The sequence below is a fragment of the Nitrospirillum iridis genome (genome assembly GCF_014205765.1).
Classification (GTDB): Bacteria; Pseudomonadota; Alphaproteobacteria; order Azospirillales; family Azospirillaceae; genus Nitrospirillum; species Nitrospirillum iridis.
Map to the genome: position 1 here is coordinate 17,068 of NZ_JACIIZ010000015.1, position 24,692 is coordinate 41,759.

General features: G+C 70.0%; 21 protein-coding genes. 14 read left to right on the plus strand and 7 right to left on the minus strand.

What is annotated here, in order from left to right:
• The first annotated feature begins 22 nt into the window (after positions 1-22).
• Both FHS74_RS22920 and FHS74_RS22925 read left to right on the plus strand, forming a co-directional pair.
• Positions 23-319: a type II toxin-antitoxin system HigB family toxin gene (locus tag FHS74_RS22920; protein WP_184805831.1), complete on the plus strand. Its 297-nt coding sequence runs from the start codon at positions 23-25 to the stop codon at positions 317-319.
• A complete protein-coding gene (locus FHS74_RS22925) occupies positions 316-693 on the plus strand; it encodes a helix-turn-helix domain-containing protein (protein ID WP_184805834.1) in 378 nt (125 codons plus the stop codon). Before FHS74_RS22920 ends, FHS74_RS22925 begins: the two co-directional genes overlap by 4 nt.
• A gap of 9 nt (positions 694-702) precedes the next feature.
• Here the strand turns inward: FHS74_RS22925 and tsaD are convergent, their stop codons facing one another.
• Complete coding sequence (gene tsaD / locus FHS74_RS22930; RefSeq protein WP_184805837.1) at positions 703-1,773, minus strand: tRNA (adenosine(37)-N6)-threonylcarbamoyltransferase complex transferase subunit TsaD; 1,071 nt, start codon at positions 1,771-1,773, stop codon at positions 703-705.
• A 138-nt stretch (positions 1,774-1,911) separates the two neighbouring features.
• Between tsaD and hemC the strand changes: the two genes are divergently transcribed.
• From hemC to FHS74_RS22955, 5 genes are read left to right on the plus strand one after another with little or no spacing between them, the layout of a single operon-like run.
• On the plus strand, positions 1,912-2,871 hold the full coding sequence (gene hemC / locus FHS74_RS22935; protein WP_184805840.1) for a hydroxymethylbilane synthase: 960 nt from the start codon (positions 1,912-1,914) through the stop codon (positions 2,869-2,871).
• 21 nt (positions 2,872-2,892) lie between these two features.
• Positions 2,893-3,627, plus strand: a complete 735-nt coding sequence (locus FHS74_RS22940) for a uroporphyrinogen-III synthase (RefSeq protein WP_184805843.1) — start codon at positions 2,893-2,895, stop codon at positions 3,625-3,627.
• Between the two features lie 39 nt (positions 3,628-3,666).
• Positions 3,667-5,421, plus strand: a complete 1,755-nt coding sequence (locus tag FHS74_RS22945; protein WP_184805846.1) for a COG4223 family protein — start codon at positions 3,667-3,669, stop codon at positions 5,419-5,421.
• Complete coding sequence (locus tag FHS74_RS31015; RefSeq protein ID WP_184805849.1) at positions 5,418-6,935, plus strand: heme biosynthesis protein HemY; 1,518 nt, start codon at positions 5,418-5,420, stop codon at positions 6,933-6,935. Before FHS74_RS22945 ends, FHS74_RS31015 begins: the two co-directional genes overlap by 4 nt.
• Entirely contained in the window at positions 6,932-7,912 is a 981-nt protein-coding gene (locus FHS74_RS22955) for a cobalamin biosynthesis protein CobD/CbiB (protein ID WP_184805852.1), read from the plus strand. Before FHS74_RS31015 ends, FHS74_RS22955 begins: the two co-directional genes overlap by 4 nt.
• A 268-nt stretch (positions 7,913-8,180) precedes the next feature.
• Here FHS74_RS22955 and FHS74_RS22960 read toward each other — a convergent pair whose 3' ends face one another.
• On the minus strand, positions 8,181-8,405 hold the full coding sequence (locus tag FHS74_RS22960; protein WP_425491367.1) for a DUF1674 domain-containing protein: 225 nt from the start codon (positions 8,403-8,405) through the stop codon (positions 8,181-8,183).
• 148 nt (positions 8,406-8,553) lie between these two features.
• Here FHS74_RS22960 and FHS74_RS22965 point away from each other — a divergent pair, with 148 nt between their 5' ends.
• The 7 genes from FHS74_RS22965 to FHS74_RS31345 all read left to right on the plus strand — a co-directional run bounded on the left by FHS74_RS22965 (position 8,554) and on the right by FHS74_RS31345 (position 16,617).
• Positions 8,554-9,870, plus strand: a complete 1,317-nt coding sequence (locus FHS74_RS22965) for an RsmB/NOP family class I SAM-dependent RNA methyltransferase (protein WP_184805855.1) — start codon at positions 8,554-8,556, stop codon at positions 9,868-9,870.
• Between the two features lie 62 nt (positions 9,871-9,932).
• Positions 9,933-10,613, plus strand: coding sequence for a ribulose-phosphate 3-epimerase (rpe, locus tag FHS74_RS22970; protein WP_184805858.1), 681 nt, complete (start codon positions 9,933-9,935; stop codon positions 10,611-10,613).
• Positions 10,614-10,628: 15 nt separating this feature from the next.
• Positions 10,629-12,281, plus strand: a complete 1,653-nt coding sequence (locus FHS74_RS22975) for a heparinase II/III family protein (RefSeq protein ID WP_246463315.1) — start codon at positions 10,629-10,631, stop codon at positions 12,279-12,281.
• Positions 12,282-12,368: 87 nt separating this feature from the next.
• The gene (purH, locus tag FHS74_RS22980; protein WP_184805861.1) at positions 12,369-13,955 is read left to right on the plus strand and encodes a bifunctional phosphoribosylaminoimidazolecarboxamide formyltransferase/IMP cyclohydrolase; all 1,587 of its coding nucleotides are present in this window, start codon (positions 12,369-12,371) and stop codon (positions 13,953-13,955) included.
• A gap of 212 nt (positions 13,956-14,167) precedes the next feature.
• Complete coding sequence (locus tag FHS74_RS22985; RefSeq protein ID WP_184805864.1) at positions 14,168-15,895, plus strand: sensor histidine kinase; 1,728 nt, start codon at positions 14,168-14,170, stop codon at positions 15,893-15,895.
• 67 nt (positions 15,896-15,962) lie between these two features.
• Complete coding sequence (locus FHS74_RS22990; protein ID WP_184805867.1) at positions 15,963-16,241, plus strand: type II toxin-antitoxin system ParD family antitoxin; 279 nt, start codon at positions 15,963-15,965, stop codon at positions 16,239-16,241.
• 76 nt (positions 16,242-16,317) lie between these two features.
• Positions 16,318-16,617: a type II toxin-antitoxin system RelE/ParE family toxin gene (locus FHS74_RS31345; RefSeq protein WP_425491371.1), complete on the plus strand. Its 300-nt coding sequence runs from the start codon at positions 16,318-16,320 to the stop codon at positions 16,615-16,617.
• Positions 16,618-16,687: 70 nt separating this feature from the next.
• On the opposite strand, the gene lepA is transcribed toward FHS74_RS31345, so the two are convergent.
• From lepA to rplT, 5 genes are all read right to left on the minus strand, one after another.
• Positions 16,688-18,490: a translation elongation factor 4 gene (gene lepA, locus FHS74_RS23000; RefSeq protein WP_184805870.1), complete on the minus strand. Its 1,803-nt coding sequence runs from the start codon at positions 18,488-18,490 to the stop codon at positions 16,688-16,690.
• A 171-nt stretch (positions 18,491-18,661) separates the two neighbouring features.
• The gene (locus tag FHS74_RS23005; RefSeq protein WP_184805873.1) at positions 18,662-20,350 is read right to left on the minus strand and encodes a methyl-accepting chemotaxis protein; all 1,689 of its coding nucleotides are present in this window, start codon (positions 20,348-20,350) and stop codon (positions 18,662-18,664) included.
• Positions 20,351-20,545: 195 nt separating this feature from the next.
• Positions 20,546-22,939 carry a phenylalanine--tRNA ligase subunit beta gene (gene pheT, locus FHS74_RS23010; RefSeq protein WP_184805876.1) on the minus strand — a complete coding sequence of 798 codons (2,394 nt, stop codon included), beginning with the start codon at positions 22,937-22,939 and terminating at the stop codon, positions 20,546-20,548.
• A 73-nt stretch (positions 22,940-23,012) separates the two neighbouring features.
• Positions 23,013-24,089 carry a phenylalanine--tRNA ligase subunit alpha gene (gene pheS / locus FHS74_RS23015; protein ID WP_184805880.1) on the minus strand — a complete coding sequence of 359 codons (1,077 nt, stop codon included), beginning with the start codon at positions 24,087-24,089 and terminating at the stop codon, positions 23,013-23,015.
• A 229-nt stretch (positions 24,090-24,318) separates the two neighbouring features.
• Positions 24,319-24,681 (minus strand): 50S ribosomal protein L20, encoded by a 363-nt coding sequence (gene rplT / locus FHS74_RS23020; protein WP_184805883.1) that lies wholly within the window; start codon positions 24,679-24,681, stop codon positions 24,319-24,321.
• Positions 24,682-24,692: the final 11 nt, after the last annotated feature.

The following is a 24,692-nucleotide window of genomic DNA, read 5'->3' on the forward strand; positions in this document are numbered from 1 at the left end:
GGGAACGGGCTATGGTTGGATCATGCAAGTCATAGCCCTGCGCACGCTTCGCCAGTTTTGGGAAAGGCATCCCCGGGCGGAGGCTCCTGTCCGGGGATGGTATGCCATGGCTACCAAGGCCGAGTGGGCCGGCCCCGCCGACATCAAGGCGCAGTTCGGTTCGATCGTGGACTTCGTGGGTGATAATCGAGTGATCTTTGATCTCGGTGGCAACAAATTCCGCCTGATCGTCCATGTGTCCTACACGTTCAGGCGCGTTCTGGTGAAGTTCATCGGAACCCACGCCGAATACGACAAGATTGATGCGGAGACCGTATGATGAAAATCCGCCCCCTGCGTTCCGAAGCGGACTATGAAAAGGCGCTGGCCGAGATTGAGCGCTTTTTTGAAAATGAACCGGCCCCGGGTACGGCGGAGGCTGACGATTTTGATTTGCTCGCCTTGGTCATCGCCGATTATGAGGCGAAACATTGGCCTATCGAGGCTCCCGATCCGGTCGATGCCATCAGGTTCCAGATGGAGACACGGGGCTACAGCCAGCGCGACCTGTCCGTTCTTTTAGGGTCGCGATCGCGGGCATCGGAAATCCTCTCCCGCAAACGGTCTCTGACCATGGAAATGGCCTGGAAACTGAATCGGGAATGGGGGATCCCGGCGGAATGCCTGATCCGGCCCAGCGGCCATGCGGGTTGACGCCCGCCGTTAAGCCTTAACCCCCGCGAACTTCATCGGCTTGGCGTTGGGGTCCAGGGGCCAGCGGGGGCGGGGGGCGAAGTCCAGGCTGTCGGTCTGGCCCAGGCGGAAACGCTCCAGTCCGGCCCAGGCGATCATGGCGGCGTTGTCGGTGCAGAGCGCCAGGGGCGGGGCGGTGAAGGTCAGGCCGCGCTTGGCCGCCAACGTGGCCAACTGCGCGCGCAAATATTTGTTGGCGGCCACGCCACCTGCCACCACCAGGTGCTTGCCCCCACCGTGTTTATCGGCCGGATGCCGGCCCTTGAACGCCTTGATGGCGCGGTCGCAGCGGTCCAGCAGCGACTGGGCCACCGCATGGTGGAAGGCGGCGGCGAGATCGGCCACGTCGGCATCGCTGGGCGTGCCCAACTGTTCCACATGCCGACGCACGGCGGTCTTGAGGCCGGAGAAGGAGAAGTCGCAGTCCGGCCGCCCCTTCATCGGCGCCGGCAGGTCGAACCGCCCGGGGTTGGTGGCGCGCTCGGCCGCCCTTTCCAGCAAGGGGCCGCCGGGATAGCCCAGGCCCAGCAGCTTGGCGGTCTTGTCGAAGGCCTCCCCCACCGCGTCGTCGATGGTGGTGCCCAGGCGGCGGTACCTCCCCACACCCTCCACCTCCAGCAACTGGCAATGCCCGCCCGACACCAGCAGCAGCAGGTAGGGGAAGGGCACGTCGTCGGTCAGGCGCGCCGTCAGGGCGTGGCCTTCCAGATGGTTCACGGCGATGAAGGGCAGCCCACGGGCCGCCGCCATGGCCTTGGCGGTCATCACGCCGACGATGACGCCGCCGATCAGGCCGGGCCCGCCGGTGGCGGCGATGGCGTCGACCTGGCCCAAATCCAGTTGCGCATCGTCCAGCGCCTGGCGGATCAGGCCGTCCAGGTAATGCAGGTGGGCGCGGGCCGCCACCTCCGGCACGACGCCGCCATAGGGGCGGTGTTCGTCCAGTTGCGACAGCACGACGTTGGCGCGGATGGTCCGCGCGTCATCGACGATGGCGCAGGCGGTCTCATCACAGCTGGTCTCGATACCCAGGACGATCATCACTCGGAACCTCTGGCCCGGCGCCTGGCGGCGGGTGCGGCCGGCCGGGGCCTAATCCATATCAAATCGGCATGATTTGCGTCGTTGTCACCGACCCGGGACTTTCCCGCAACCGCAAAGGGCGATAGACAGGCAGTCATGACGACAGCGACGCCCCTCCATACCCCCCGTGCTCCCCTGCGTATTGGCACCAGGGGCAGCCCCTTGGCCCTGGCCCAGGCGCACGAGACGCGCGACCGGCTGGGGGCGGCCCATCCCCATCTGGCCGAACCCGGGGCCATCGAGATCGTCGTCATCAAGACGACGGGCGACCGCATCCTGGACCGTACCCTGGCGGAGGCCGGCGGCAAGGGCCTGTTCACCAAGGAGATCGAGGACGCGCTGATCGCGGGGGAGATCGACCTGGCCGTCCATTCCATGAAGGACGTGCCCACCGCGCTGCCTGACGGCCTGGGCATCACCTGCCTGCTGCCGCGGGAGGATCCGCGCGACGCCTGGTTCAGCCGCAGCGGCGCCGATCTGATGGATCTGCCGGCTGATGCCGTGGTCGGTACCGCCAGCCTGCGTCGGCAGGCGCAGATTCTGGCCCGCCGCCCGGATCTGAAGGTCGTGCCGCTGCGGGGCAATGTCCAGACCCGGATGCGCAAATTGGCGGAAGGGGAGGTCGACGCGACCCTTCTGGCCCTGGCCGGCCTGCGCCGCCTGGCCTTGGCCGACCGGGTGACGGCGGTGCTGGAGCCCGAGGTGATGCTGCCGGCGGTGGCCCAGGGCGCCATCGGCATCGAAACACGGTTGGATGACGCCGTGACCAACGCCTTGCTGGCGCCGCTGAATTGCGCCGAGACGGCCCTGCGGGTGACGGCGGAGCGCGGCGTGTTGACGGCGCTGGACGGGTCCTGCCGCACCCCTATCGCAGCGCTCGCCCGCGTGCTGCCGGACGGCGGGATGGAGCTGGAGGCCATGGCCCTCAGCCCTGACGGCCGCACCATCGTCACCACCCGCCGCCGCTTCCCGGCGGCGGAGGCGCTGACCGCCGGGCTGGACGCGGGACAGGAACTGAAGAGCCGCCTGCCCGCCGGCATCTTCACCGTCGCTTGAGGCGGGAGGCGGGCGGCACCCATGGCCACCGTCCTCGTCACCCGCCCCCAGCCGGAGGCCGACCGCACGGCGGCGGCCGTGGCGGCGTTGGGCCATGATGTCCTGATCGATCCGCTGATGACGGTCGAGTACCTGGACGAGGCCCTGCCGCCGCCGGCGACGGTGCGGGCCTACCTCGTCACCAGCGTCAATGGTGTACGGGCCCTGGCGCGGCTGGGCGCCGACCGTACGCGTCCCACGTACGCGGTGGGCGATCGCACGGCCGCCGCCGCCGCCGCTGCCGGCTTTGGCGCGGTGCGTTCCGCCGCCGGCGACGCCGCCGACCTGGTGCGCCTGGTGGCGGCCGAGGTCGGGCCCGAGGATGGCCTGCTGCTGCACGCCGCCGGGGAAGAGGTGGCGGGCGACCCGGCCGCCGCGCTGGTGGCCCAGGGCTTCGCCGCCCGGCGCCTGGCGCTTTACCGCACGGTGGCGGCTGGTGCCCTGCTGCCGGGGGTGCGCGACGCCCTGGCGGCGGGGGGCATCAGCCATGTGCTGCTTTTTTCTCCCCGATCCGCGCGTACGTTTGTTAACCTTGCGGTACAGGGCGGCGCCGATCTGGCCGCCGTTTCAGCCCTGTGCCTCAGCCCGGCGGTGGCGGGTGCCTTGGAACAGGAGGCCCGTTCGCCGCCCCAGCCGATGTTCCGCCACGTGGCCGTGGCCGCCCGCCCCAACCAGGCGGCCCTCCTGGACCTGCTGGGACTTGAGCCTGGCGCCTGACGGGGCGGCATATTGAGATCGATAGGGAAGGATCGCCGTATGAGCGGTGAAGCATCGGACGCGACGTCCCCCGCCGTGGGTGTGGGCGCCAACCCCCTGGTGGACGCCATCGTCGAACGCTTCGGCGGCATCCGGCCCATGGCGGCCAAGCTGGGCATTCCCGTGACCACGGTCCAGGGCTGGAAGAAGCGCGGACACATCCCGCCCAACCGCCGCGTCGATCTGGAGGCCGCCGCCGCCCGCCTGGGCATCCCCCTGGCGTCGGCGGAACTGGACGCGGTGATGGGCGCGCCTGAGCCCTCGGCGCCCGCGCCGGTCCCCACGGCCGTCATCGCGCTGCCCGGCCCCGACCTGGCACCGCCCTCTGAGCCGCGGCCCACCGCCGATCGCCCCTTCCTGGGCGCGGACGCCGCCAAAACGGAACCGGCCCAAACGGCATCAGCCAAGACCGAACCGCGAGAGGCGGCCCCGCCCCGGATGGAGTTGCCCAAGATGGAACCGATGGGTGCGCCACGGCTGGAGATTCCGCGCCCGGACGCGGCCAGGACAAGCGCGGCGGGTCCTGATCCCGTCCGTCGCGAGCCCCCGCGGCCTACCCCGCGGCCGGCCCGGGGTGGGGCCGTGTCGGCCCTGGCCCTGCTGGTGTCCCTGGTGGCGGTGGCGGCCGGCGGCTACAGCCTATGGCGTGGCGGCGCCCTGGATCCCGTGCTGACCCGGGCTGGTCTGGCGCCCGCCAACCCCGCACTGGGGCCGTCCGTTCAGTCGGTGGAGCAGGTGGGGACGCAGGCGACGCTGGCGGAAATGGCCCGCCGCCTGACCATGGCCGCCCAGCACCAGCAGGCGCTGGAGCAGGAAGTGGCCGACCTGAAGGCCAAGCTGGCGGCACTGCCCGCCCCCACGGCCGCCCCCACGGCGGACGGCGCGCTGGCGGCGCCCGACCCCGCCCTGGCCACCCGGCTGGAGCAGATGACCGACCAGTTCAACCGCCTGACCGAACGCCAGCGGGCGCTGGAACAGGCGTTGGCGCAGTCGGCGCAGCAGCGGGAGGAGCTGACCGGCCGGCTGGCGGCGCAGACCGCGTCGGCTGGGCGCGGCCAGGCCCTGCTGGTGGCGACCAACCAGTTGCAGGCGGCCTTGCTGTCGGGCCAGCCCTATGGGGTGGAGCTGTCGGCCGTGCGTGGCCTGGCGCCGGAGGATGGTGCGCTCGGCCAAGCCTTGGACCGGCTGGCGCAAAGCCAGGCCACAGGCCTGATCGGGCCCGTGGCGTTGCGCGAAGGGTTCGATCGCGCCGCCACCGCCGCCCAGCAGGCGGCCCGGGTGCCGGAGGGTGCCGACTGGCTGGAGCGCCTGTGGGGCAGGATCAAGGCCCTGGTCACCATCCGGCGCAAGGATGGCCGCATGGAAGGAAATGCCCCCGACGCCGTGGTGTCGCGGGCCGGCGCCGCGCTGGACCGGGGTGATGTTGGCACGGCGGTGGCGGAGATGTCGGCCCTGTCCGGCCCACCGGCGGCGACGCCCGAGGTCCAGGCCTGGCTGCGCGACGCCCAGGCGCGCCTGGGCGCTGACGATGCCATGACCCGCCTGTCGCGCCGGGCAGTCAGCGACGTGCAGGCGGGACTGCCCCCGCCCAAGGACAAACCCGTGGCCCCCATCGCTCCGGACAAGCCGGTCGAGAGCGTGTCCCCGCCCGACATCGGCGGGAACCCGGTGGAGGGCAAGCCGGAAGGGGGCCAACCTGACGGCGCCGCCACCCTGCCGCCCTCGCCCATGCCGGTGGATGGGGGGCATCCATGAGGCGGACGCTATGGTTCCTGCTGCGCCTGGGCCTGGTCATCGCGCTCGCCGTCTGGGTGGCGCAACGGCCGGGCACTATCCGCCTGGACTGGCAGGGCTACATCATCCAGACCGAGGTGGGCGTGGTCGCCCTGGCCTTGTTGGCCCTGGGCGTCGTCGCCTATGCGCTGGTGCGCCTGGTTCTGCTGGTGTGGCGCAGTCCCCGCCGTCTGGGGGCGGGGCGCCGCACCAGCCGGCGCACCCGTGGCTACCAGGCCCTCAGCCAGGGGCTGCTGGCGGTGGCGGCCGGGGACGGCCCCGCCGCCACCCGTCTGGCCACCAAGGCCGAGGGCCTGCTGAATGAACCGGCGCTGACCCTGCTGCTCTCCGCCCAGGCGGCCCAGCTGGCGGGGGATGAGGCGCTGGCCGCCACCCACTTCACCGCGATGCGGGAGCGGGGGGCCATGCTCAAGCGGCCGGACATGGCCTTCGTCGGCCTGCGCGGCCTGGCGCTGCAGGCGCTCGCCGCTGGCGACACCCAGGGTGCGCTGGCCTTGGTGCGGGAGGCCGGTGCCCTGCGGCCCAAGGCGCGCTGGCCCCTGGTGACCCAGCTCGACCTCCAGGCGCGGGCGGGGGACTGGACGGCGGCATCGGCCACGCTGGACGCCCTGACGTCCGTCAAGGCGCTGCCGGCCGACACCCTGCGCCGCCACCGCGCGGCGGTGCTGGTGGAGCGTAGCCGCGCGGCGGAGGCCGGCGGCGCCCTGGACCAGGCCCTGTCCCTGGCGCGCAAGGCCCATGATTTGGAACCCGGTTCCGTTCCGGCGGCCGTGCAGGCGGCCCGCCTGCTGGCTGGCACCGGGTCCGCCCGGGCGGCAACCCGCGCCCTGGAACAGGCGTGGCGGCTCACGCCCCACCCCACCCTGGCCGTCGCCTGGGGCCGGGCGGGGGAGAAGGCGGGGGACGCGGCCGACCCGCTGGCCCGGGTCAAACGGCTGGAGGCGCTGGTGGCCCTGGACCCCAGCGTGCCTGAAGCCCACGTCGCCCTGGCCAACGCGGCGACGGAGGCGCGCCTGTGGGGCCTGGCGCGGGGCCATCTGACCCGCGCCCTGACCGCGCGCCCCAGCGCGCGCGTCTACCGGCTGTTGGCGGCGGTGGCGTTGGCCGAGCATGGTCCCGGGGCCGAGGAACGCGGCCATCTGGCCAGCGCCGCGAAGGCCCCGCCGGATCCCGCCTGGGTGTGCGGCACCTGCGGCGGGGTGAATGCCGCCTGGGGCGCGTTGTGCAGCCATTGCGGTGGTTTCGATACCCTGGTCTGGCGGGTGCCCGGGGGAACGGCCCCCGGGGGAACGGCCAAGGGCGCGGACGCGGAGACGATGGGCTTCCTGCCGCCGCCGGAGCCGCCAGCGGGCGACGGCACGGGCGGCGGCCTGGCGCGTCTGTCCGCGCGCCTGCCGTCCTTCCCATTGGGGGGCACATTGGGGGGCACGCTGGGCGGGCTGCTGCCTGGGAAACGGTCGCCGGGGGCGTCATGATCCCCCTGCCGTTCGCGCCGCCACGGGCGGAATCGCTGCTGCTGCTGGCTCTCGCGCTGATCCTGAACGCCTTCATCGCCGGCTTTCCGGCGGTGGACCGCTGGCTGATGACGCCGCAGGGCGAAATCGCCGCCGCCGTGCGCTGGGCGGACAAGCGGCTGAACCGGATCGAACGGCTGGACAGCGTGCGGCTGGCGCGCGGCGCCTTGCTGGTCCTGGTGTTGTGCGGTGGCATGGGACTGGTGGCCCTGGTGCTGACCATCGCCGCCGTGCATCTGCGCGTGGCCTGGCTGCTGTCGCTGCTGCTGGTGACGCGGACGCTGGTCTTCGGCCGCCTGCTGGTCCTCATGCGTGGGCTGCTGGCGGCGGCGCCCGCGGCGGATGAGGACGTGCTGCGCCAGGCGGTGGCCCCCCTGACGCACAAGCCCGTCTGGTCCATGGACCGCCACGCCGTGCTGCGCGCGGGTATGGAGGCGCTGGTGGGCCGGGCCAGCCGGGGGCTGGTGGCGCCGTTGTTCTGGTTCGTGCTGCTGGATCTGCCCGGCTTGATGATCTGGGTGGCGGTGGAGACGGTGGCGGGGACGGTGGGCCACACCTCGCCCCGCTATGCCGCCTTCGGACGACCGGCCCGCCGGGCGTTGCTGGTGATGGATTGGGTGCCGGCCCGCCTGACCGTGCTGTTCCTGGCGGCGGGCTGCCTGTTCGTGCCCGGCAGCCGGCCGGGCACGGCCCTGGCCGCCGTGCGCACCCGGCACATCCAGGGCACCGCCGCCCTGCCGGTGGCCGCCGTGGCCAGCGCGCTGAACCTGGCGCTGGCCGGCCCCCGCAAGGAGGGTGAGATGGTGGTCCATGAGGACTGGCTGGGCACGGGCCGTGCCCGGGTGGACGCGGCCGACCTGCGCGCTGTCGTCGCCCTCACCAGCGCCGCCGCCCTGCTGGCCGTCTTCCTGGCCTTGCTGGCGCTGGTGTGGGCGTAGGTCCGTAGCCTCAGGCGCCGGGCGCCGCTATCCGCGCGCGTCGCGCCCCGGAAATTTTCGGTGCCTGCGGTCGCGGGCTCGCCGTTGCCGCCGCTTCGCCGGTGGGGCCGGAGTAGCGGTAGCGTTGAGCATGCACTATGCTTTCAACGCGGCGGGGGGCAGAGGAGACCCGTGAGGGTACCAGAGGGTAATGCTGACCGCGCCCAGGGGCTTGGGTACCGCTCGCGTTAAGCCTATGCGCGAGCCTTGGCCCCGCCGCACCGCATCCTCAAAAATCGCTGCAGCGGCCCTTGCGTTCCCAGTCGCCATAGCGGGTGGGTTCGGGGCCGGCGGGGCCGCCGATCTCCCGCACGGGGACGGCTTTCGATACCTCCGCCTTGGCGCGCTCGGGCTGCGTCTCGGGCGCGGCGGCCGTGGGCGCCACATGCGTCTTGAACACCGGGGCCTTGGGATCGGGCAAGGGGGGCTGGGGCAGGGGGGGCAGCTTGCTCATGGGGGACATTTTGGCCCCGCCGCCGCCCGCCGCCAAGGGCTTTTGCAACAGGTCCGCATTCACGATCCGAATCCATGCCGGAAACGGGGGGCGGGTGGCCGAAAGGGGCCGGTGACAGCCGTGCTTTTCCGGGGTACACCCCGGCCCCATGAACACCGAAACATTGGCCGCCCGCCGGGTGGTCCTGGATCTCCTGGAAAGCGTGCTGCGCCGGAGCGTGCCGCTGGATGACGCGTTGGATCAGCACCGGGGCCTGGCCGGGCTGGAGCCGCGCGACCGCGCCTTCGTCCGCCTGCTGACCGCCACTGTCATCCGCCGTCTGGGCCAAATCGACGCCGTGGTCATGTCCATGCTGGCCCGGCCGGACCTGCCCAAGGGCGGGGTGCTGGACATCTTGCGCGTCTCCGCCGCCCAGCTGCTGTTCCTGGGCACCCCCGCCCACGCCGCCGTGGACACGGGCGTGGAATTGGCGGTGGGCAAGGGCCTGGCCGGCATGAAGGGCCTGATCAACGCCGTGCTGCGGCGCATGGCGCGCGAGGGGGCCGAGCTGGTGGCGGCGCAGGACGCCGGCCGGCTGAACACGCCGGACTGGCTGTGGCTGTCCTGGCGCCAGCACTACGGCACCGGCCATACCCGCGCCATCGTCGACGCCCATCTGGTCGAGGCGCCGCTGGACATCACGGTGAAGGGCGACCCGCGCGCCTGGGCGGAACGGCTTGAGGCCACCCTGCTGCCCACCGGCACCCTGCGCCGCGCCGCCGGCGGATCGGTGACGGAGCTGCCGGGCTTCGGTGAGGGCGCCTGGTGGGTGCAGGACGCCGCCGCCGCGTTGCCCGCCCGCCTGCTGGGCGATGTCGCCGGCTTGAATGTCATCGATCTCTGCGCCGCCCCCGGCGGCAAGACCGCCCAATTGGCCGCCGCCGGTGCCAGGGTGACGGCCGTCGACCGGTCCGCCCCCCGGCTGGAGCGGCTGTCGCGCAACATGGAACGGCTGGGTCTCAGCGCCACCACGGTGGTGGCCGACGCCGCCCGGTGGCAGCCCGACGAACTGGCCGACGCCGTCCTGCTGGACGCGCCGTGCAGCGCCACCGGCACCATCCGCCGCCACCCCGACGTGGCCCGCCTGAAGACGCCGGAGGATGTGGGCCGTCTGTCAACGGTGCAGCGCCGCCTGCTGGACCGCGCCATCGACATGGTGAAGCCCGGCGGCATGGTCGTCTACTGCACCTGCTCCCTCCAGCCGGAGGAAGGCGATGAGCAACTGTCCAAGCTGCTGTCGCGCCGCCAGGATGTGATGGTGGAGCCGGTCATTCCGGTTGACCTCGCCTATGGTCCGGATGCCGACGCCACCGCGCTGGCGCCCCTGGTGACGGACGCCGGCGACGTGCGCACGTCGCCCGGCCACTGGGCGGATCTGGGCGGCCTGGACGGATTTTTCATGACCCGCCTGCGCCGGACCGCCTAATTCTGTAAGGCGGCCGGACAGCTTGGCAAACCCGTGTTGAGTTGATAGGAACCGAAGTCATCATGCAGCAGCCGGTACGCATCGCCCCCTCCATCCTGTCGGCCGACTTCGCCAATCTGGGCGCGGAGGTGCGGGCGGTGGACGCTGCCGGCGCGGACTACATCCACATCGACGTCATGGATGGGCATTTCGTGCCCAACCTGACCATCGGCCCCATGGTGGTGCAGGCCCTGCGCCCCCATTCGGCCAAGGTGTTCGACGTGCATCTGATGATCAGCCCCGTGGACGCCTTCGTCGCGGGTTTCGCCAAGGCTGGCGCCGACATCATCACCGTGCATCCGGAGGCCGGGCCCCACCTGCACCGCACGCTGCAGCTGATCCGCAGCCTGGGTAAGAAGGCTGGCGTGGCACTGAACCCGGCTACCCCCGTTTCCGTGTTGGACTATGTCATGGATGACGTCGACATGATCCTGGTCATGTCGGTCAACCCCGGCTTCGGCGGCCAGTCCTTCATCAACAGCCAGAAGGACAAGATCCGGGCCATCCGCCAGCGCATCGACGCGGTCACGGCCGGTACCGGTCGGGTCATCGACCTGGAGGTCGACGGCGGCATCAATGCCGAGCTGGCGCCCGTGGCGATCGCCGCCGGCGCCGACGTGCTGGTGGCCGGCACCGCCACCTTCCAGGGCGGGCCGGAGGCCTACGCCGACAACATCCGCCGCCTGCGCGGCCCGCTGGTCTAAGGGGTCCGACGGCGCATGGCCCGTGTCACTTCCGGCATGAGACGGTTCCGCGCCGGCCCCGGCGCGCTGGTCTACGGCACGCCGCTGTACGGCGTGCTGCTGAAGGGCCGCGCGCCCCAGGCGCTGGGCGTGGTGCCGGCCGATCCGTGGCCGGGAGATCCCCGCCAGGGTGAGGCGCTGCTGGCCGGGCGGTTCAGCTTCGCCGGTGAGGAACGCCAGGCAGACCTGCCACCCTGGCTGGACCTGTCCGCCGGTTCCGCCTGGCTGACGGCCTTGCACGGGTTCGACTGGCTGCGCCACCTGAAGGCCGCTGGCGGCGATGCCGCCCGGCGCCAGGCCCGGGTGCTGGTCACCAGCTGGCTCGACGGCTTTTCCTCCTGGCATGCCGTGGCCTGGGCGCCGGAGGTGACGGCGCAGCGCATCGTTTCCTGGATCGGCGCCCACGACTTCTTCCTGGCCAGCGCCGACGACGGGCTGCGCGCCCGTGTTTTCGACAGCTTGGCCCGCCAGATCCGCCACCTGGCCCGCCTGGTGCCCGGCCGCCTGTGCGGCGTGGATCTGCTGCTGGGCGTCAAGGCGCTGGTTTATGGCGGCTTCTGCCTGGCCGGCCGGGAGCGCGCCGCCCAGCGGGCCCTGTGGCTGCTGAACCGCGAGCTGGCCCGCCAGGTCATGCCCGATGGCGGCCATGTCCAGCGCAGCCCGTCGCTGCAGCTGCAGGCCTTGCGCCATCTGATCGACATCCGGGGCGTGTTGCGCGCCGCCCGGGCCGACATGCCCGACGCCCTGCAGCACGCCATCGACCGCCTGACCCCCACCTTGCGCTTTTTCCGTCACGGTGACGGCGGCCTGGCCCTGTTCAACGGCGGCTGGGCCGAAGACCCGTCCTTCATCGACACGGTGCTGAGTCAGGCGGACGCGCGCGGCCGGCCGCTGCGCTCCGCCCCCCATATGGGGTTTGAGCGCCTGGCGGCGGGCCGGACCTGCGTGCTGATGGACGCCGGCGCCCCGCCGCCGGCCGGACTGGACGCCCGGGCGCACGCCGGCACCCTGTCGTTCGAGATGAGCGTGGGGCGCGAGCGGTTGATCGTGAACTGCGGCAGCCATCCGTCGGAGACCGGGGCCTGGCGTGGGGCGTTGGCTTCCACCGCCGCCCATTCCACCCTGGTGGTGGCCGACACCAACTCCGCCTCCGTGCGCGAGGATGGCGGCCTGGGCCGGCGTCCGCACCCGGTGGAGGCCAAGCGGCGGGAGACCGGCGGCGCCGTGCTGGTCGAGGCGGCGCACGACGGCTACCGCGACACGTTCGGCATGATCCATCACCGCCGCCTCTATCTGGCCGACACCGGTGAGGATCTGCGGGGCGAGGATCGCCTTGAGGGCGGCGTTGACGGCCAGACCTACACCCTGCGCTTCCATCTGCATCCGGGCGTGCACGCCAGTCTGTCCCAGGGGGGTGACGGCGTGCTGCTGCGCCTGCCGTCGGGCGCCGGCTGGCGGCTGCGCCTGTCGGGCGGCACGGTCGGGTTGGAGGAAAGCGTCTATCTGGGCGACGGGCCCGAGCCGCGCGGCACCCTGCAGGTCACCGTGCGCGGCGAGACCGCGGCCGGCGGCGCCACCGTGAAGTGGGCGCTGCGCCGTGAGAAGAAGGCCGAAGGCGCCGACCCCTGACCCATCCCCTGCGAAGTTTCCCTTGAGCCCGGCATCCGTGCCGGGTTCTGCTTTTTCTCAACACGTCAATTCAGCCGGATTGCCATCATGACCAGCCCCGATCTCGTTCCCCTGCGCCGCGCCCTCATCTCCGTGTCCGACAAGACCGGCCTGGTCGAGCTGGGCCAGGCCCTGGCCGCGCGCGGCGTGCACATCCTGTCCACCGGCGGCTCCGCCCAGCGCCTGGCCGAGGCTGGCGTGCCGGTGACCGAGGTGGGCGACCACACCGGCTTTCCCGAGATGATGGACGGCCGGGTGAAGACCCTGCACCCCCGCATCCATGGCGGCATCCTGGCCCGCCGCGATGACGAGGGGCATGTGGCGGCCATGAACGCCCACGACATCCCCGGCATCGACCTGGTGGTGGTGAACCTCTATCCCTTCGAGGCCACGGTGGCCAAGGGCGCCGATTTCGAGACCTGCATCGAGAACATCGACATCGGTGGCCCCAGCCTGATCCGGGGGGCGGCCAAGAACCACGACTTCGTGGCCGTGGTGACCGACCCGTCCGACTACGCCCCCCTGCTGGCCGAACTGGCCGCCCAGGACGGCCAGACCACCCTGGGCCTGCGGCGCCATCTGGCGGCCAAGGCCTATGCCCGCACCGGCGCCTATGACGCCGCCATCGGCGCTTGGTTCGCCAACCGCCTGGGCCAGACCTGGCCGGAAAGCGTCACCGTCTCCGGCACGCTGCGCCAGACCCTGCGCTATGGCGAGAACCCGCACCAGACCGCCGCCTTCTATGTGACGGGCGAGCGCCGGCCGGGCATCGCCACCGCCACCCAGCTGCAGGGCAAGGAGCTGTCGTACAACAACCTGAACGACACCGACGCGGCGTTCGAGCTGGTGGCGGAGTTCGACCGCCCGGCCATCGCCATCATCAAGCACGCCAATCCCTGCGGCGTGGCCGAGGGTGAGGATCTGCCCACGGCCTACGCCCGGGCTCTGGCCTGTGATCCCGTCTCGGCCTTCGGCGGCATCATCGCGGCCAACCGCACGCTGGACGCGGCCACGGCCGAAGCCATCGCGAAGCTGTTCGCCGAGGTGGTGATCGCCCCGGACGCGGATGAGGCCGCGCGCGCCGTGCTGGCGTCCAAGAAGAACCTGCGCGTGCTGCTGACCGGTGATCTGCCCAACCCGGCCCAGGCTGGGACCCTGATCAAGACCGTGGCCGGCGGCTTCCTGGCGCAGAGCCGGGACGACGGCCGCGTCCAGCCCTCCGCGTTGAAGGTCGTCACCAAGCGCGCGCCCACGCCGAAGGAACTGGCCGACCTGCTGTTCGCCTTCCGCGTGGGCAAGCATGTGAAGTCGAACGCCATCGTCTATGCCAAGGATCTGGCCACGGTGGGCATCGGCGCCGGGCAGATGAGCCGCGTCGACAGCAGCCGCATCGCCGCCATCAAAAGCCGCGAGGCGGCGGAGGCCGCCGGCCTGTCCGAGCCGGGCACCAAGGGCAGCGTGGTGGCGTCCGACGCCTTCTTCCCCTTCGCCGATGGCCTGATCGCGGCGGCCGAGGCCGGCGTCACCGCCGTCATCCAGCCCGGCGGCTCCATGCGGGATCAGGAAGTGATCGACGCTGCGGACGAACGCGGCTTGGCCATGGTATTTACCGGGATGCGTCATTTCCGTCACTGACGGGTGTAGGAAAGCGGGGGATGGTCCGTACAAGGGATCGGGCCATTCCCCTGCGGGCTCCCCTGAGGGGTGATCGTTTGGGGATGGCGATGATCTGAGGGTAAGTCCGGGGCCCGCCGAGGATGCGGACGCCCGGACCAATAAGGACCAGGGCCGCCCGTATGACCGCCTCCGCGCCCAACCCATTCGCACCGGCAGGCGCCCCTTCATCCATGCTCAAGGGCGATGCGAAGCCGGCGTCGGGCGATGCCGTTGCCGCCGACCATGACGGCCTGGCCACCGCCGTTCCCTTGATCCCCTCGGCTGGCCGTCCCGTCGCCACCTTGTCGGTCATGAGCCTGGTGCTGACCCTGCTGGTTTTCGCCTGGGCCGCCTGGGACCATCACCGTCGCGTCTGGGACGACGCCCGCGACCAGGTGGTGGACGTGACCCACGTGCTGGAAGAGCATGCGGGCAAGATCTTCAGCATCCATGCCACCAGCCTGCGCTACGTCGAGCGCCTGGTGGACGATGCCGGCTGGCAGGATATCGCCACCGATCACCGCTTCTACGACCGCCTGCGTGAAATCTGGCAGGCGTCGCCGGAGCTTGAGGGCCTATGGGTGGTGGATCCCAGCGGCACCGTTCGCGTCAATACGATGCAATGGCCGACGCCGGTGCTGGACGTCAGCGACCGCGAGTATTTCCGGGTCCATTTGCGGCCGGGTGCCGGCATCTATATCGGCCAGCAGCTGCGCGGGCGTCTCTCCGGGGCGCCCTTCCTGCCCATCAGCCAGCGCATGGAAACCCTGGATGGGCACTTCAACGGCGTGGCCCAGATCTCGCTACGCCCTGATTACTTCATCGCCTTCTATCGCTCGCTGTTCTCGGGCGAGCCCAAGACCATGGTGCTGATCCGTGAGGACGGCGCCCTGTTGCTGCGTGAACCGGCGCCGCCCGACGGCAGCCTGCAGGACGGGGTTTTCCCCCAGCTGATCCACACGGCGGAGGATGCCACCGGCACCTTCACCCTGACCTCGCCCATCGACGGCGTCGAACGCCTCTATGCCCGGCGCAAGGTGCCTGACCTGCCGCTGTACGTCGTCTATGGCATCACCACCGACAGCATCGCCCGCGATTGGCAGAGGCGGGCCCTGGTCTACGCCGCCGTGGCCGTGCCGGCGTCGCTGGCGCTGATGCTGGTCGCGGGGATCGCCATCCGCCGTTCCGGCGATCTTGCCCGCGCCGACCGCGTGCTGCGCCAGGCCAACACCATGCTGGAGGCGCGGGTGGCCGACCGCACCCGCCATCTGGACCAGGCCCTGGCGGAGCGCGAGGTGTTGCTGCGCGACACCCACCACCGCGTGAAGAACAACCTGCAGGTCATCTCCAGCCTGCTGCAGCTGCAAGGCGGCATGAACCCCAGCCTGCGGCCGCTGCTGGGCGACGCGCTGCGCCGCATCCAGGCCATGGGCTTGCTGCATGAGCAGCTGCACCGCGCCTCCAATGTCGATGTGGTGCAGCTGGACCGGGTGATCGCCGCCCTGACGCGGGAGATCGACAACATCCACCAGGGCGAGGATCAGCGGGTCCTGGAGGGGCAGCCGCGCCGCATCGCCGTGGTGCTGGATGCTCAGCCGGTGGAAACCGACCTGTCGGCCTCGGTGCCCGTGACTCTGGCGCTGAACGAGGTGCTGTCCAATGCCTTCAAGCACGCCTATCCCGACGGTCGCGGCGGTACCCTGTCCGTCTGCCTGCGGCGGGAAGGGCAGGAGGGCGTGCTGATCGTCGCTGACGACGGCATCGGCATGCCCGACGCGGCGACGGCGGAGCCCGGCCGCCAAAGCCTGGGCCTGCTGCTGATCGACGCCTTCACCCGCCAGTTGCGCGGGCGCTACACCTATGAGGCGAGCCATCCCGGCACCCGCTTCACCCTGCGCTTTCCGTTGGGGCAGGGGTGAGGCTGATTGGCATAGTATGCCAATCAGGTTTAAGCTCCAGGCTCCGGGCCGATGACAGGAGGTGCCAATGCCGACACGGAACGTGGTTCTGACCGATCATCACGAACGGGTCATTGAAGAGCTGGTGCGGTCTGGCCGCTATCAGAATGCCAGCGAGGTCCTGCGCGAGGGGTTGCGGCTCATCGAGCGCAACGAGGAACACCATGCCGCCAAGCTGAAGGCCTTGCGGGAGGCGGCGGCGATTGGTCACCGCGACTTGGATGAGGGCCGTTTTGATGAAGTCCGGGAGGAGGACCTGGAGGAGTACATATCCGCGCTGGGCAGGGAAGCCAACAGACTGCGTTGACGACCCATGCCGCGCTATCGGATCGCCGCCCTCGCCCGAGCGGATATTCGGGCTATCTTGATCCAATCGGACCAGGATTTCGGCACCGCCGCCCGCCGCCCGCCGCCGATATGAGGCGCTGATACTCCAGGCCATTCGCGATGTCGCTGCCGATCCCCATCGGTTCGGCAGCCTGGAGCGGCTGGACTTGCGGGGGCGGACGTACCACCTGCGGTACAGTCGGCGAAGGGCCAGCGTGGACGGCCAATCCGTTCTCAAACCCCGCCCCCTGTTGCTCTATCGGCTGGAACCTGGCGTGGTCGGCATTGTGCGTATCCTTCACGATGCCATGGACTTTGAGCGGTACGCACCCGATCCGTTCGACGACCAGTCCTGAAACGCGCACCGGCCGCCCCTTGTGGGGGCGGCCGGTGCGGTACTCGGGAGAAGCGCGAAACGGCTGAGGGTCAGCCGTCACCCATCTTCAGGGCGGCGATGAAGGCGCTCTGCGGGATTTCGACCTCGCCGAACTGCCGCATGCGCTTTTTGCCTTCCTTCTGCTTGTCCAGCAGCTTGCGCTTGCGGCTGATATCGCCGCCGTAGCACTTGGCCAGCACGTCCTTGCGCATGGCGCTGATGGTCTCGCGGGCGATGACGCGGCTGCCGATGGCGGCCTGCACGGCGATCTTGAACAGCTGGCGGGGGATCAGTTCCTTCAGCCGCTCGCACAGCAGGCGGCCGCGATGTTCGGCCTGGCTGCGGTGGACGATGGTGGACAGGGCGTCCACCGGCTCCGCGTTCACCAGGATGGACATCTTGACCAGGTCGCCGGTCTCGTACCCGTCCATCTGGTAGTCGAAGCTGGCGTAACCCCGGCTGATCGACTTCAGCCGGTCATAGAAGTCGAACACCACTTCGTTCAGCGGCAGCTTGTAGACCAGCATGGCGCGGCCGCCGACATAGGTCAGGTCGATCTGCTGGCCGCGCCGCTCGGTGCACAGCGCCAGGATGCCGCCCAGATACTCGTCGGGCAGCATGATGGTGGCGCGAATCCAGGGCTCATCGATGTGGTCGATGCGGATGGGGTCCGGCATGTCGGCCGGGTTGTGCATGTCCATGACCGACTTGTCGGTCATGTGGATCTTGTAGATGACGCTGGGCGCGGTGGTGATGAGGTCCAGGTTGAACTCACGCTCCAGCCGCTCCTGGATGATCTCCAGGTGCAACAGGCCCAGGAAGCCGCAGCGGAAGCCGAAGCCCAGCGCCGCCGACGTTTCCGCCTCGAACTGGAAGCTGGCGTCGTTCAGGGCAAGCTTGCCCAGGCTTTCGCGCAGGTGCTCGAACTCCGCGGCGTCGGTGGGGAACAGGCCGCAGAACACCACCGGCACGGATGGCTTGAAGCCTTCCAGCGGCGCGCTGGCCGGGCGGCGCTCATCGGTGATGGTGTCGCCGACCTTGGTCTCGCGGATGTCCTTGATGCCGGCGGTGATGAAGCCCATCTCCCCTGGCCCCAGGCGCCCGGACTGCACAGCCTTGGGCGTGAAGTGGCCGACGCGGTCGGCTTCCTTCGTGGCGCCCGAGGCCATCATGCGGATCTTCTGGCCCACCTTCAGCTCGCCATCGACGACGCGCACCAGGATGACCACGCCCAGGTAGGGGTCGTACCAGCTGTCGACCACCAGGGCCTTCAGCGGCGCGTCCAGCTCGCCCTTGGGCGGCGGCAGGCGGGCGACGATGGCCTCCAGCACGTCCTTGATGTTCAGGCCGGTCTTGGCCGAGATCATGACGGCGTTGCTGGCGTCCAGCCCGATGACGTCCTCGATCTGCTGCTTGATGCGGTCGGGTTCGGCCGCCGGCAGATCGATCTTGTTCAGGACCGGGACGATCTCATGGTTGTGGTCGATGGCCTGGTAGACGTTGGCCAGCGTCTGCGCCTCCACCCCCTGCGAGGCGTCGACCACCAGCAGCGAACCTTCGCAGGCCGCCAGCGACCGCGAGACCTCATAGGCGAAGTCGACATGGCCGGGGGTGTCCATCAGGTTCAGCTGATAGGTCCGGCCGTCGTCCGCGTTATAGGTCAGGCGCACGGTCTGCGCCTTGATGGTGATGCCGCGCTCGCGCTCGATATCCATGCTGTCGAGCACCTGTTCGCGCATCTCGCGCGCTTCCAGGCCGCCGCAATACTGGATCAGGCGATCGGCCAGGGTCGACTTGCCATGGTCGATATGGGCGATGATGGAGAAATTGCGGATGTGGGAAAGGTCGGTCATGACGGGCCGGTCTGGGAAAACTGAGCGCGACCATAGGATGCCCGGCGTTCCCGCGCAACCGCAGGGATGGCGGGGCGTTCATGTGTGGGCGTGCTTATGACGCTATCCGGTCCGTGGGCGGCGAAGGCCAGGGGCGCTCACGGGACACTTGCCCGGGGGCGGGCCCTGACCTCAACCCGCCCGCACCTTGGCCAGGAAGCCGGCCACCTGGTGGCGCAAATGGTCGGACTGGCTGACCAGATCCTGGGCGGCATGCAGCACGTCGACGGCCATGGTGCCCGTCTCGCTGGCGGCGCGCGTCACCTCACCAATCGTGCTGGACACGTCGGAGGTGCCGGCGGCGGCTTGCGCCACGCTGCTGGCGATCTCGTTGGTGGCGGCCCCCTGCTGCTCCACCGCCGCGGCGATGGTGGTGACGATGTCGCTGATGCGGCCGATGGTGCCGCTGACGCCGTGGATGGCGCCGGCGGCATTGCCCGCCACGGATTGGATTTCACCGATCTGGGCGCTGATCTCCTCCGTCGCCTTGGCGGTCTGGGTCGCCAGGGTCTTCACCTCGCTGGCCACGACGGCGAAGCCCTTGCCGGCCTCCCCCGCCCGTGCGGCCTCGATGGTGGCGTTCAGCGCCAGCAGGTTGGTCTGGCTGGCGATGTCGCTGATCAGGCGCACCACGTCGCCGATCTTGCGCGCCGCCTCCACCAATCCGCTGACCGTGTGGTTGCTGCGCTCCGCTTCCACCACGGCGTTCTGGGCGATGGTGGATGATTCCTCCACCCGCCGGCCGATTTCCTGGATGCTGGCCGACAGTTCTTCGGCCGCCGCCGCGACGGTGTTGACGTTGCCGGCCGCCGCCTCCGCGGCACCCGCGACCGCCAGCGTCTGGTGGTTGGTCTGCTCCGCGATGGCGGACAGGCCCTTGGCGTTGCCTTGCATGCGGTCGGCGGCGCCCGCCACCCCCTCCACCACCTGGTTCATGGCGGCCTCGAACTCGTCCGCCAGGCGGGCCAGGGCGGCCTGACGCTCGGCCTGGGCTTGGGCCTTCATCGTCTCCTGCTCATGGCGCAGCGTGTCGGCCTCCACCATGGTACGCTGGAAGATGCGCAGGGCCCGCACCGTGGCGCCGATCTCGTCCTTGCGCTCGGTGGCCTTCACCTCCACCGTCTGGTCGCCGTCGGCCAGCGCCGTCATGCTGTCGACGATGCGTTTCAGCGGGCGGGACACGCTGGCCCAGGCGATCCACAGGGCCAGCGCCATCACCACCACGCCCCCCGACAGGCCGCCGGCCAGCGTCACCCAATATGTCCGCTCATTGCGGGCCTTGGCGGCAAGCTCGCCCTTGCCCAGGTTCTCATCCACCGCCTTGGTGATGGCGGTCAGCCGGTCCAGCAGCTTGGACAACTTGATGTCGAATTGGTCGGTCAGGGTGGCGGCACCGGCCTTGGTGTTGCCGGCCGCCATCTGTTCGCGCGCTTCCTCCGCGAACTTCATCATGCCCTTGAACTCATCCCGGGCCATGGCCAGGTCGTCCTTGGTGCCCGGGTTCAGGCGGGCCACCGCGTCCAGATATTTGGCCAGGTCGCCGGCCTGCTGCCCAATCTCATCCTTCATGCTGTCGATGATGAATTTGTCGGTCTCGGCCAGCATCATGTAGCTGATGCGGCCGATGTTGGCGGCGGCACCGTTGGCCCGGTCGATGGCCTTCAGGGCTTCCGCCTCGCCGCGCAGCAGATGCTGGTACTGCGCGGCACCCGTGTTCATCTGCGACAGGGTGTAGAGAGAGGTGCCCAGCGTCACCAGACCCATCAGGATCAGGGGCAGCAGCAGCTTCTGGATGATGGGCAGATTCCGGAAAAACTTCATGCGGCCCTCTCCTCCCTGGAGTACGACGCCAGACTAGCGTCAGTCTCTCCCTTTTATCTTTGAAAAGATAGTTAAGGGTGGGCAAAGGGCACCGGCAAGGGCCTAAACAAGGGCCTGATACACAATAAATTGGTTAAAAAAGAAAGGCGCCCCCGAAAGCCAAGGGGCGCCTACTGCAACCGTGAAAGCTCTGTGTCAGCCGCGCAACACCGCGCCGGTCGCCTTGGTGACGGCGGCGACGACTTTGGCGGCTGCGGCTTCGATTTCCGCGTCCGTCAGGGTTTTGTCCACCGGTTGCAGGGTGACCGACAGGGCGACCGACTTGAAGCCGGCGTCGACTCCGGGCCCCTGATAGACGTCGAACAGCTGCACGCCGGTGATCAGCGCCTTGTCGGCACCCTTGGCGGCGCGGACCAGACGGTCCGCCTCCACATCCTTGCCCACCACGAAGGCGAAGTCGCGGCTGATGGGCTGGAAAGCCGACAGCTCCAGCTTCGGTTTCTCCGTCCCGCCCTTCTTCTTCGGTTGCGGGATCACGTCCAGAAAGACCTCGAACGCCACCAGCGGCCCGGTCAGGTCCAGGGCCTCCAGCACCGCCGGGTGCAGCTCGCCGAAGTGGGCCAGCACGGTGGGACCCAGCCGCAGGCAGCCGGAGCGGCCCGGGTGGTACCAGCCGGGCGCGTCGGTGGAGACGACCAGGTTGGCCGTTGGTGCGCCGGCCGCCTCCAGCGCCGCGATGGCGTCGGCCTTGGCGTCAAAGGCGTCGACGGGGCGGGTGCCCTTGGCCCAATGGCGGGCGACGGCCAGGCCGGCACGCACGCCGGCGGCCACCAGGTCCTGGCCCTTTTCCGTGCCGTCGCGGAAGGCGGGGCCAACCTCGAACAGCGCCAGGTCGGGATAACCCCGTGCGGCGTTGCGGCCGACGGCGGCGGCCAGGTTGGCCAGCACCGACGGGCGCATGATGGCGAGATCAGCGCTGATGGGGTTCAGCAGGGCCAGCTCGTCCGGCGCGCCGCCGAACAGCTTGGCCGTCTCCGGCGCCAGGAACGACCAGGTGATGGCCTCCAGCATGCCGCGGCCGGCCAGCAGGCGGCGCACGGTGGCGGTGCGGCGCTGCTTGGCCGTGACGGCCACCTTGGGCAGGCCCTCGTCGCGCGGCAGGCTGGTGGTGGGGATGGCGTCGAAGCCGTGGATGCGCAGCACCTCCTCCACCAGGTCCGCCTCGGCATGCACGTCGGCGCGCCATGACGGCGGCGTCGCGTGGATCAGGCCGTCCTTCTGGGCGACGTCGAAGCCCAGGGCGGCCAGGATGCGCACCTGATCCGGCTCGGGCACGTCCACGCCGCCCAGGTTGGCGACGCGGGCGGGACGCAGCGTCAGGGGGCGCTTCCAGGCGGGTTCGGCCCCGGCCACGAAGACCTCGCCCGCCTCACCACCGCAGAGGTCCAGCACCAGGCGGGTGGCCTGCTCGATGCCGCTGACGACCGAGGCCGGATCCACCCCACGCTCGAAGCGATAGCGGGCGTCGCTGTCGATCTGCAGGGCGCGGCCGGTCTCGGCCACCTTCGCGGGCTCGAACAGCGCCGCTTCGATGATGAGCTCGGTCGTGGTCTCCGACACGCCGGTGGTCTCTCCCCCCATGACGCCGCCCAGGGACAGCACGGCGCCTGAGGCGTCGGCGATGACGGTGAGGCCGGCGGGCAGGGTGTATTCCTTGCCGTTCAGCGCCAGCAGGGTCTCGCCGGGCCGGCTCTCGCGCACCGTCAGGTCGCCCTGGACCTTGGCGGCGTCGAAGACGTGCAGGGGGCGCACCTGGTCCAGGGTCATCAGGTTGGTGATGTCGACCAATGCCGAGATGGGGCGCAGGCCCACGGCGGTCAGCTTGTCCTGCAGCCATTGCGGGCTGGGGCCGTTGCGCACGCCGCGCACCACGCGGGCGGCGAATTGCGGGCAGGCGGCGGTTTCCAGGACCACCTTGACCGGGGCCGGGAAGGCGCCGGGCACGGGCGTGGTGTCAAGGGGCTTCAGGGTGCCGACGCCAGCGGCGGCGAGGTCGCGGGCGATGCCGTGAACCCCGGCGCAGTCCACCCGGTCGGGCGTCAGCGAGATCTCGATGACGGCGTCGTCCAGCTTGCGCCAGGCGGCGAAGCCGGTGCCGACGGGGGCGTCCTCCGGCAGCTCGATGATGCCGTTGTGCTCCTCCGACAGGTTCAGTTCCCGTTCGGAGCACAGCATGCCCCGGCTTTCCACGCCACGGATGGCGCCGACCTTCAGGGTGTCGCCCGTGGCCGGGATGACGGCGCCCGGGCTGGCGAACACGACGGTGATGCCGGCGCGGCAATTGGGGGCGCCGCACACCACCTGGACGGGCTCGCCCGCGCCGGTGTCGACCATGGCGACACGCAGCTTGTCGGCGTTGGGGTGCTTCTCCGCCGACAGCACCTTGGCGATGACGAAGGGGGCCAGCGCCTTGCCGGTGTCCTCCACGCCCTCGACCTCCAGGCCGAGGGCTGTCAGCTTGTCGGTGATGACGTCCAGCGGGGCGTCGGTTTCTAGGTGCTGCTTCAGCCAGGAAAGGGTGAACTTCATCGCTACCTGCCGTCTTTCGGGTGGGGCGCCGGACCGTCCGGTCGGCTGCCGCTCTTGCGTCGTATGGGGTTCTTTAGCGGGTAAGGCCTTGCGCCAGGCTGGGCACGTCCAGCGGCACGAAGCCGTAGTGCTTCAGCCAGCGCAGGTCGGCCTCGAAGAAGGTGCGCAGATCCGGAATGCCGTATTTCAGCATCGCCACGCGCTCGATGCCCATGCCGAAGGCGAAGCCTTGCCAGCGGGTGCTGTCGATGCCGCAATTCTCCAGCACCTTGGGGTGCACCATGCCGCAGCCCAGGATCTCCAGCCAATCGCCGTAATTGCCCAGCTTCAGCTCGCCGCCCTTGCGTGAGCAGCCGATGTCCACCTCCGCCGACGGTTCGGTGAAGGGGAAGAAGCTGGGACGGAAGCGCAGCGGCAGGTCGTCCACCTGGAAGAAGGCGCGGCAGAATTCCAGCAGCGTGCCCTTCAGGTGGCCCATGTGGATGTTCTCGCCGATCACCAGGCCTTCGATCTGGTGGAACATGGGGGTGTGGGTCTGGTCATAGTCCGACCGGTAGGTGCGGCCCGGGGCGATGATGCGGATGGGCGGCTGGCCCGCCAGCATGGTGCGGATCTGCACCGGGCTGGTGTGGGTGCGCAGCACGCGCGTCCCCTCGTCCGGCCCGTTGGGCAGGTAGAAGGTGTCGTGCATCTGGCGGGCCGGATGCTCCGGCGGGATGTTCAGCGCGGTGAAGTTGTTGAAGTCGGTCTCGATGTCCGGCCCTTCCGCCACGGTGAAGCCCATGTCGGCGAAGATGGCGATCATCTCTTCCACCGTCTGGCTGATGGGGTGGACGCGACCCTCGGTCTCGGGGCGGGCCGGCAGGCTGACGTCGATGCGCTCCGCCTCCAGCCGCTGGGCCAGCGCTTCGGCCTTCAACACCTGGCGGCGGGCGTCCAGCGCCTGGGAGATCTCTTCCTTCACCGCGTTCAGGGCCTGGCCGCGTTCCCGCCGCTCATCCGGCGTCAGCGATCCCATGTCCTTCATCAGGCCGGTGACGCGGCCCTTCTTGCCCAGGGCGTCCACCCGCACCTCTTCCAGGGCGGCCAGGTCGGGGGCGGCGGCAGCGGCGGCCAGCAGGTCGGCCTTCAGGCTGTCGAGGATGTTCATCGCAACGATCCGTCTTTAGGGGGCAATGGGGCGAACTTGGGGGGATACTATCAACGGCAGGAGGCTTTGACCCGTGCCGCCGCAGGACGCGACCCCTCGCTTACAGGGAAAAGGGGCCGCCGGAGCGCGCACCGCTGCGCCCGGCGTCCGAGGGAATAAAAACAAAAAAAGGGGAGCGGGCCCGCCGGGCCTGCTCCCCTTCTTATCAGTACCGTTGATCCGGGTAGGATCAAGCGGCCTTGAGAGCGGCCTGGGCTTGATCGACCAGGACCTTAAACGTCTCCGGCTCGCGCGCGGCGATGTCGGCGAGGACCTTGCGGTCAACGTCGATGGCGGCGCGCTTCAGGCCGTGCATGAACTGGCTGTAGGTCAGGCCGTGGATGCGGGCACCGGCGTTGATGCGCTGGATCCACAAGGCGCGGAAGTTACGCTTCTTGGCGCGACGGTCGCGGTAGGCGTAACGCAGCGCCTTCTCGACCTTCTCGATCGCGATACGGAAGCAGTTATTGGAACGACCCCGGTAGCCCTTGGCCAGCTTCAGGATCTTCTTGTGACGGGCGTGGGTGGTCACGCCCCGCTTAACGCGAGCCATGGATCAGCCCT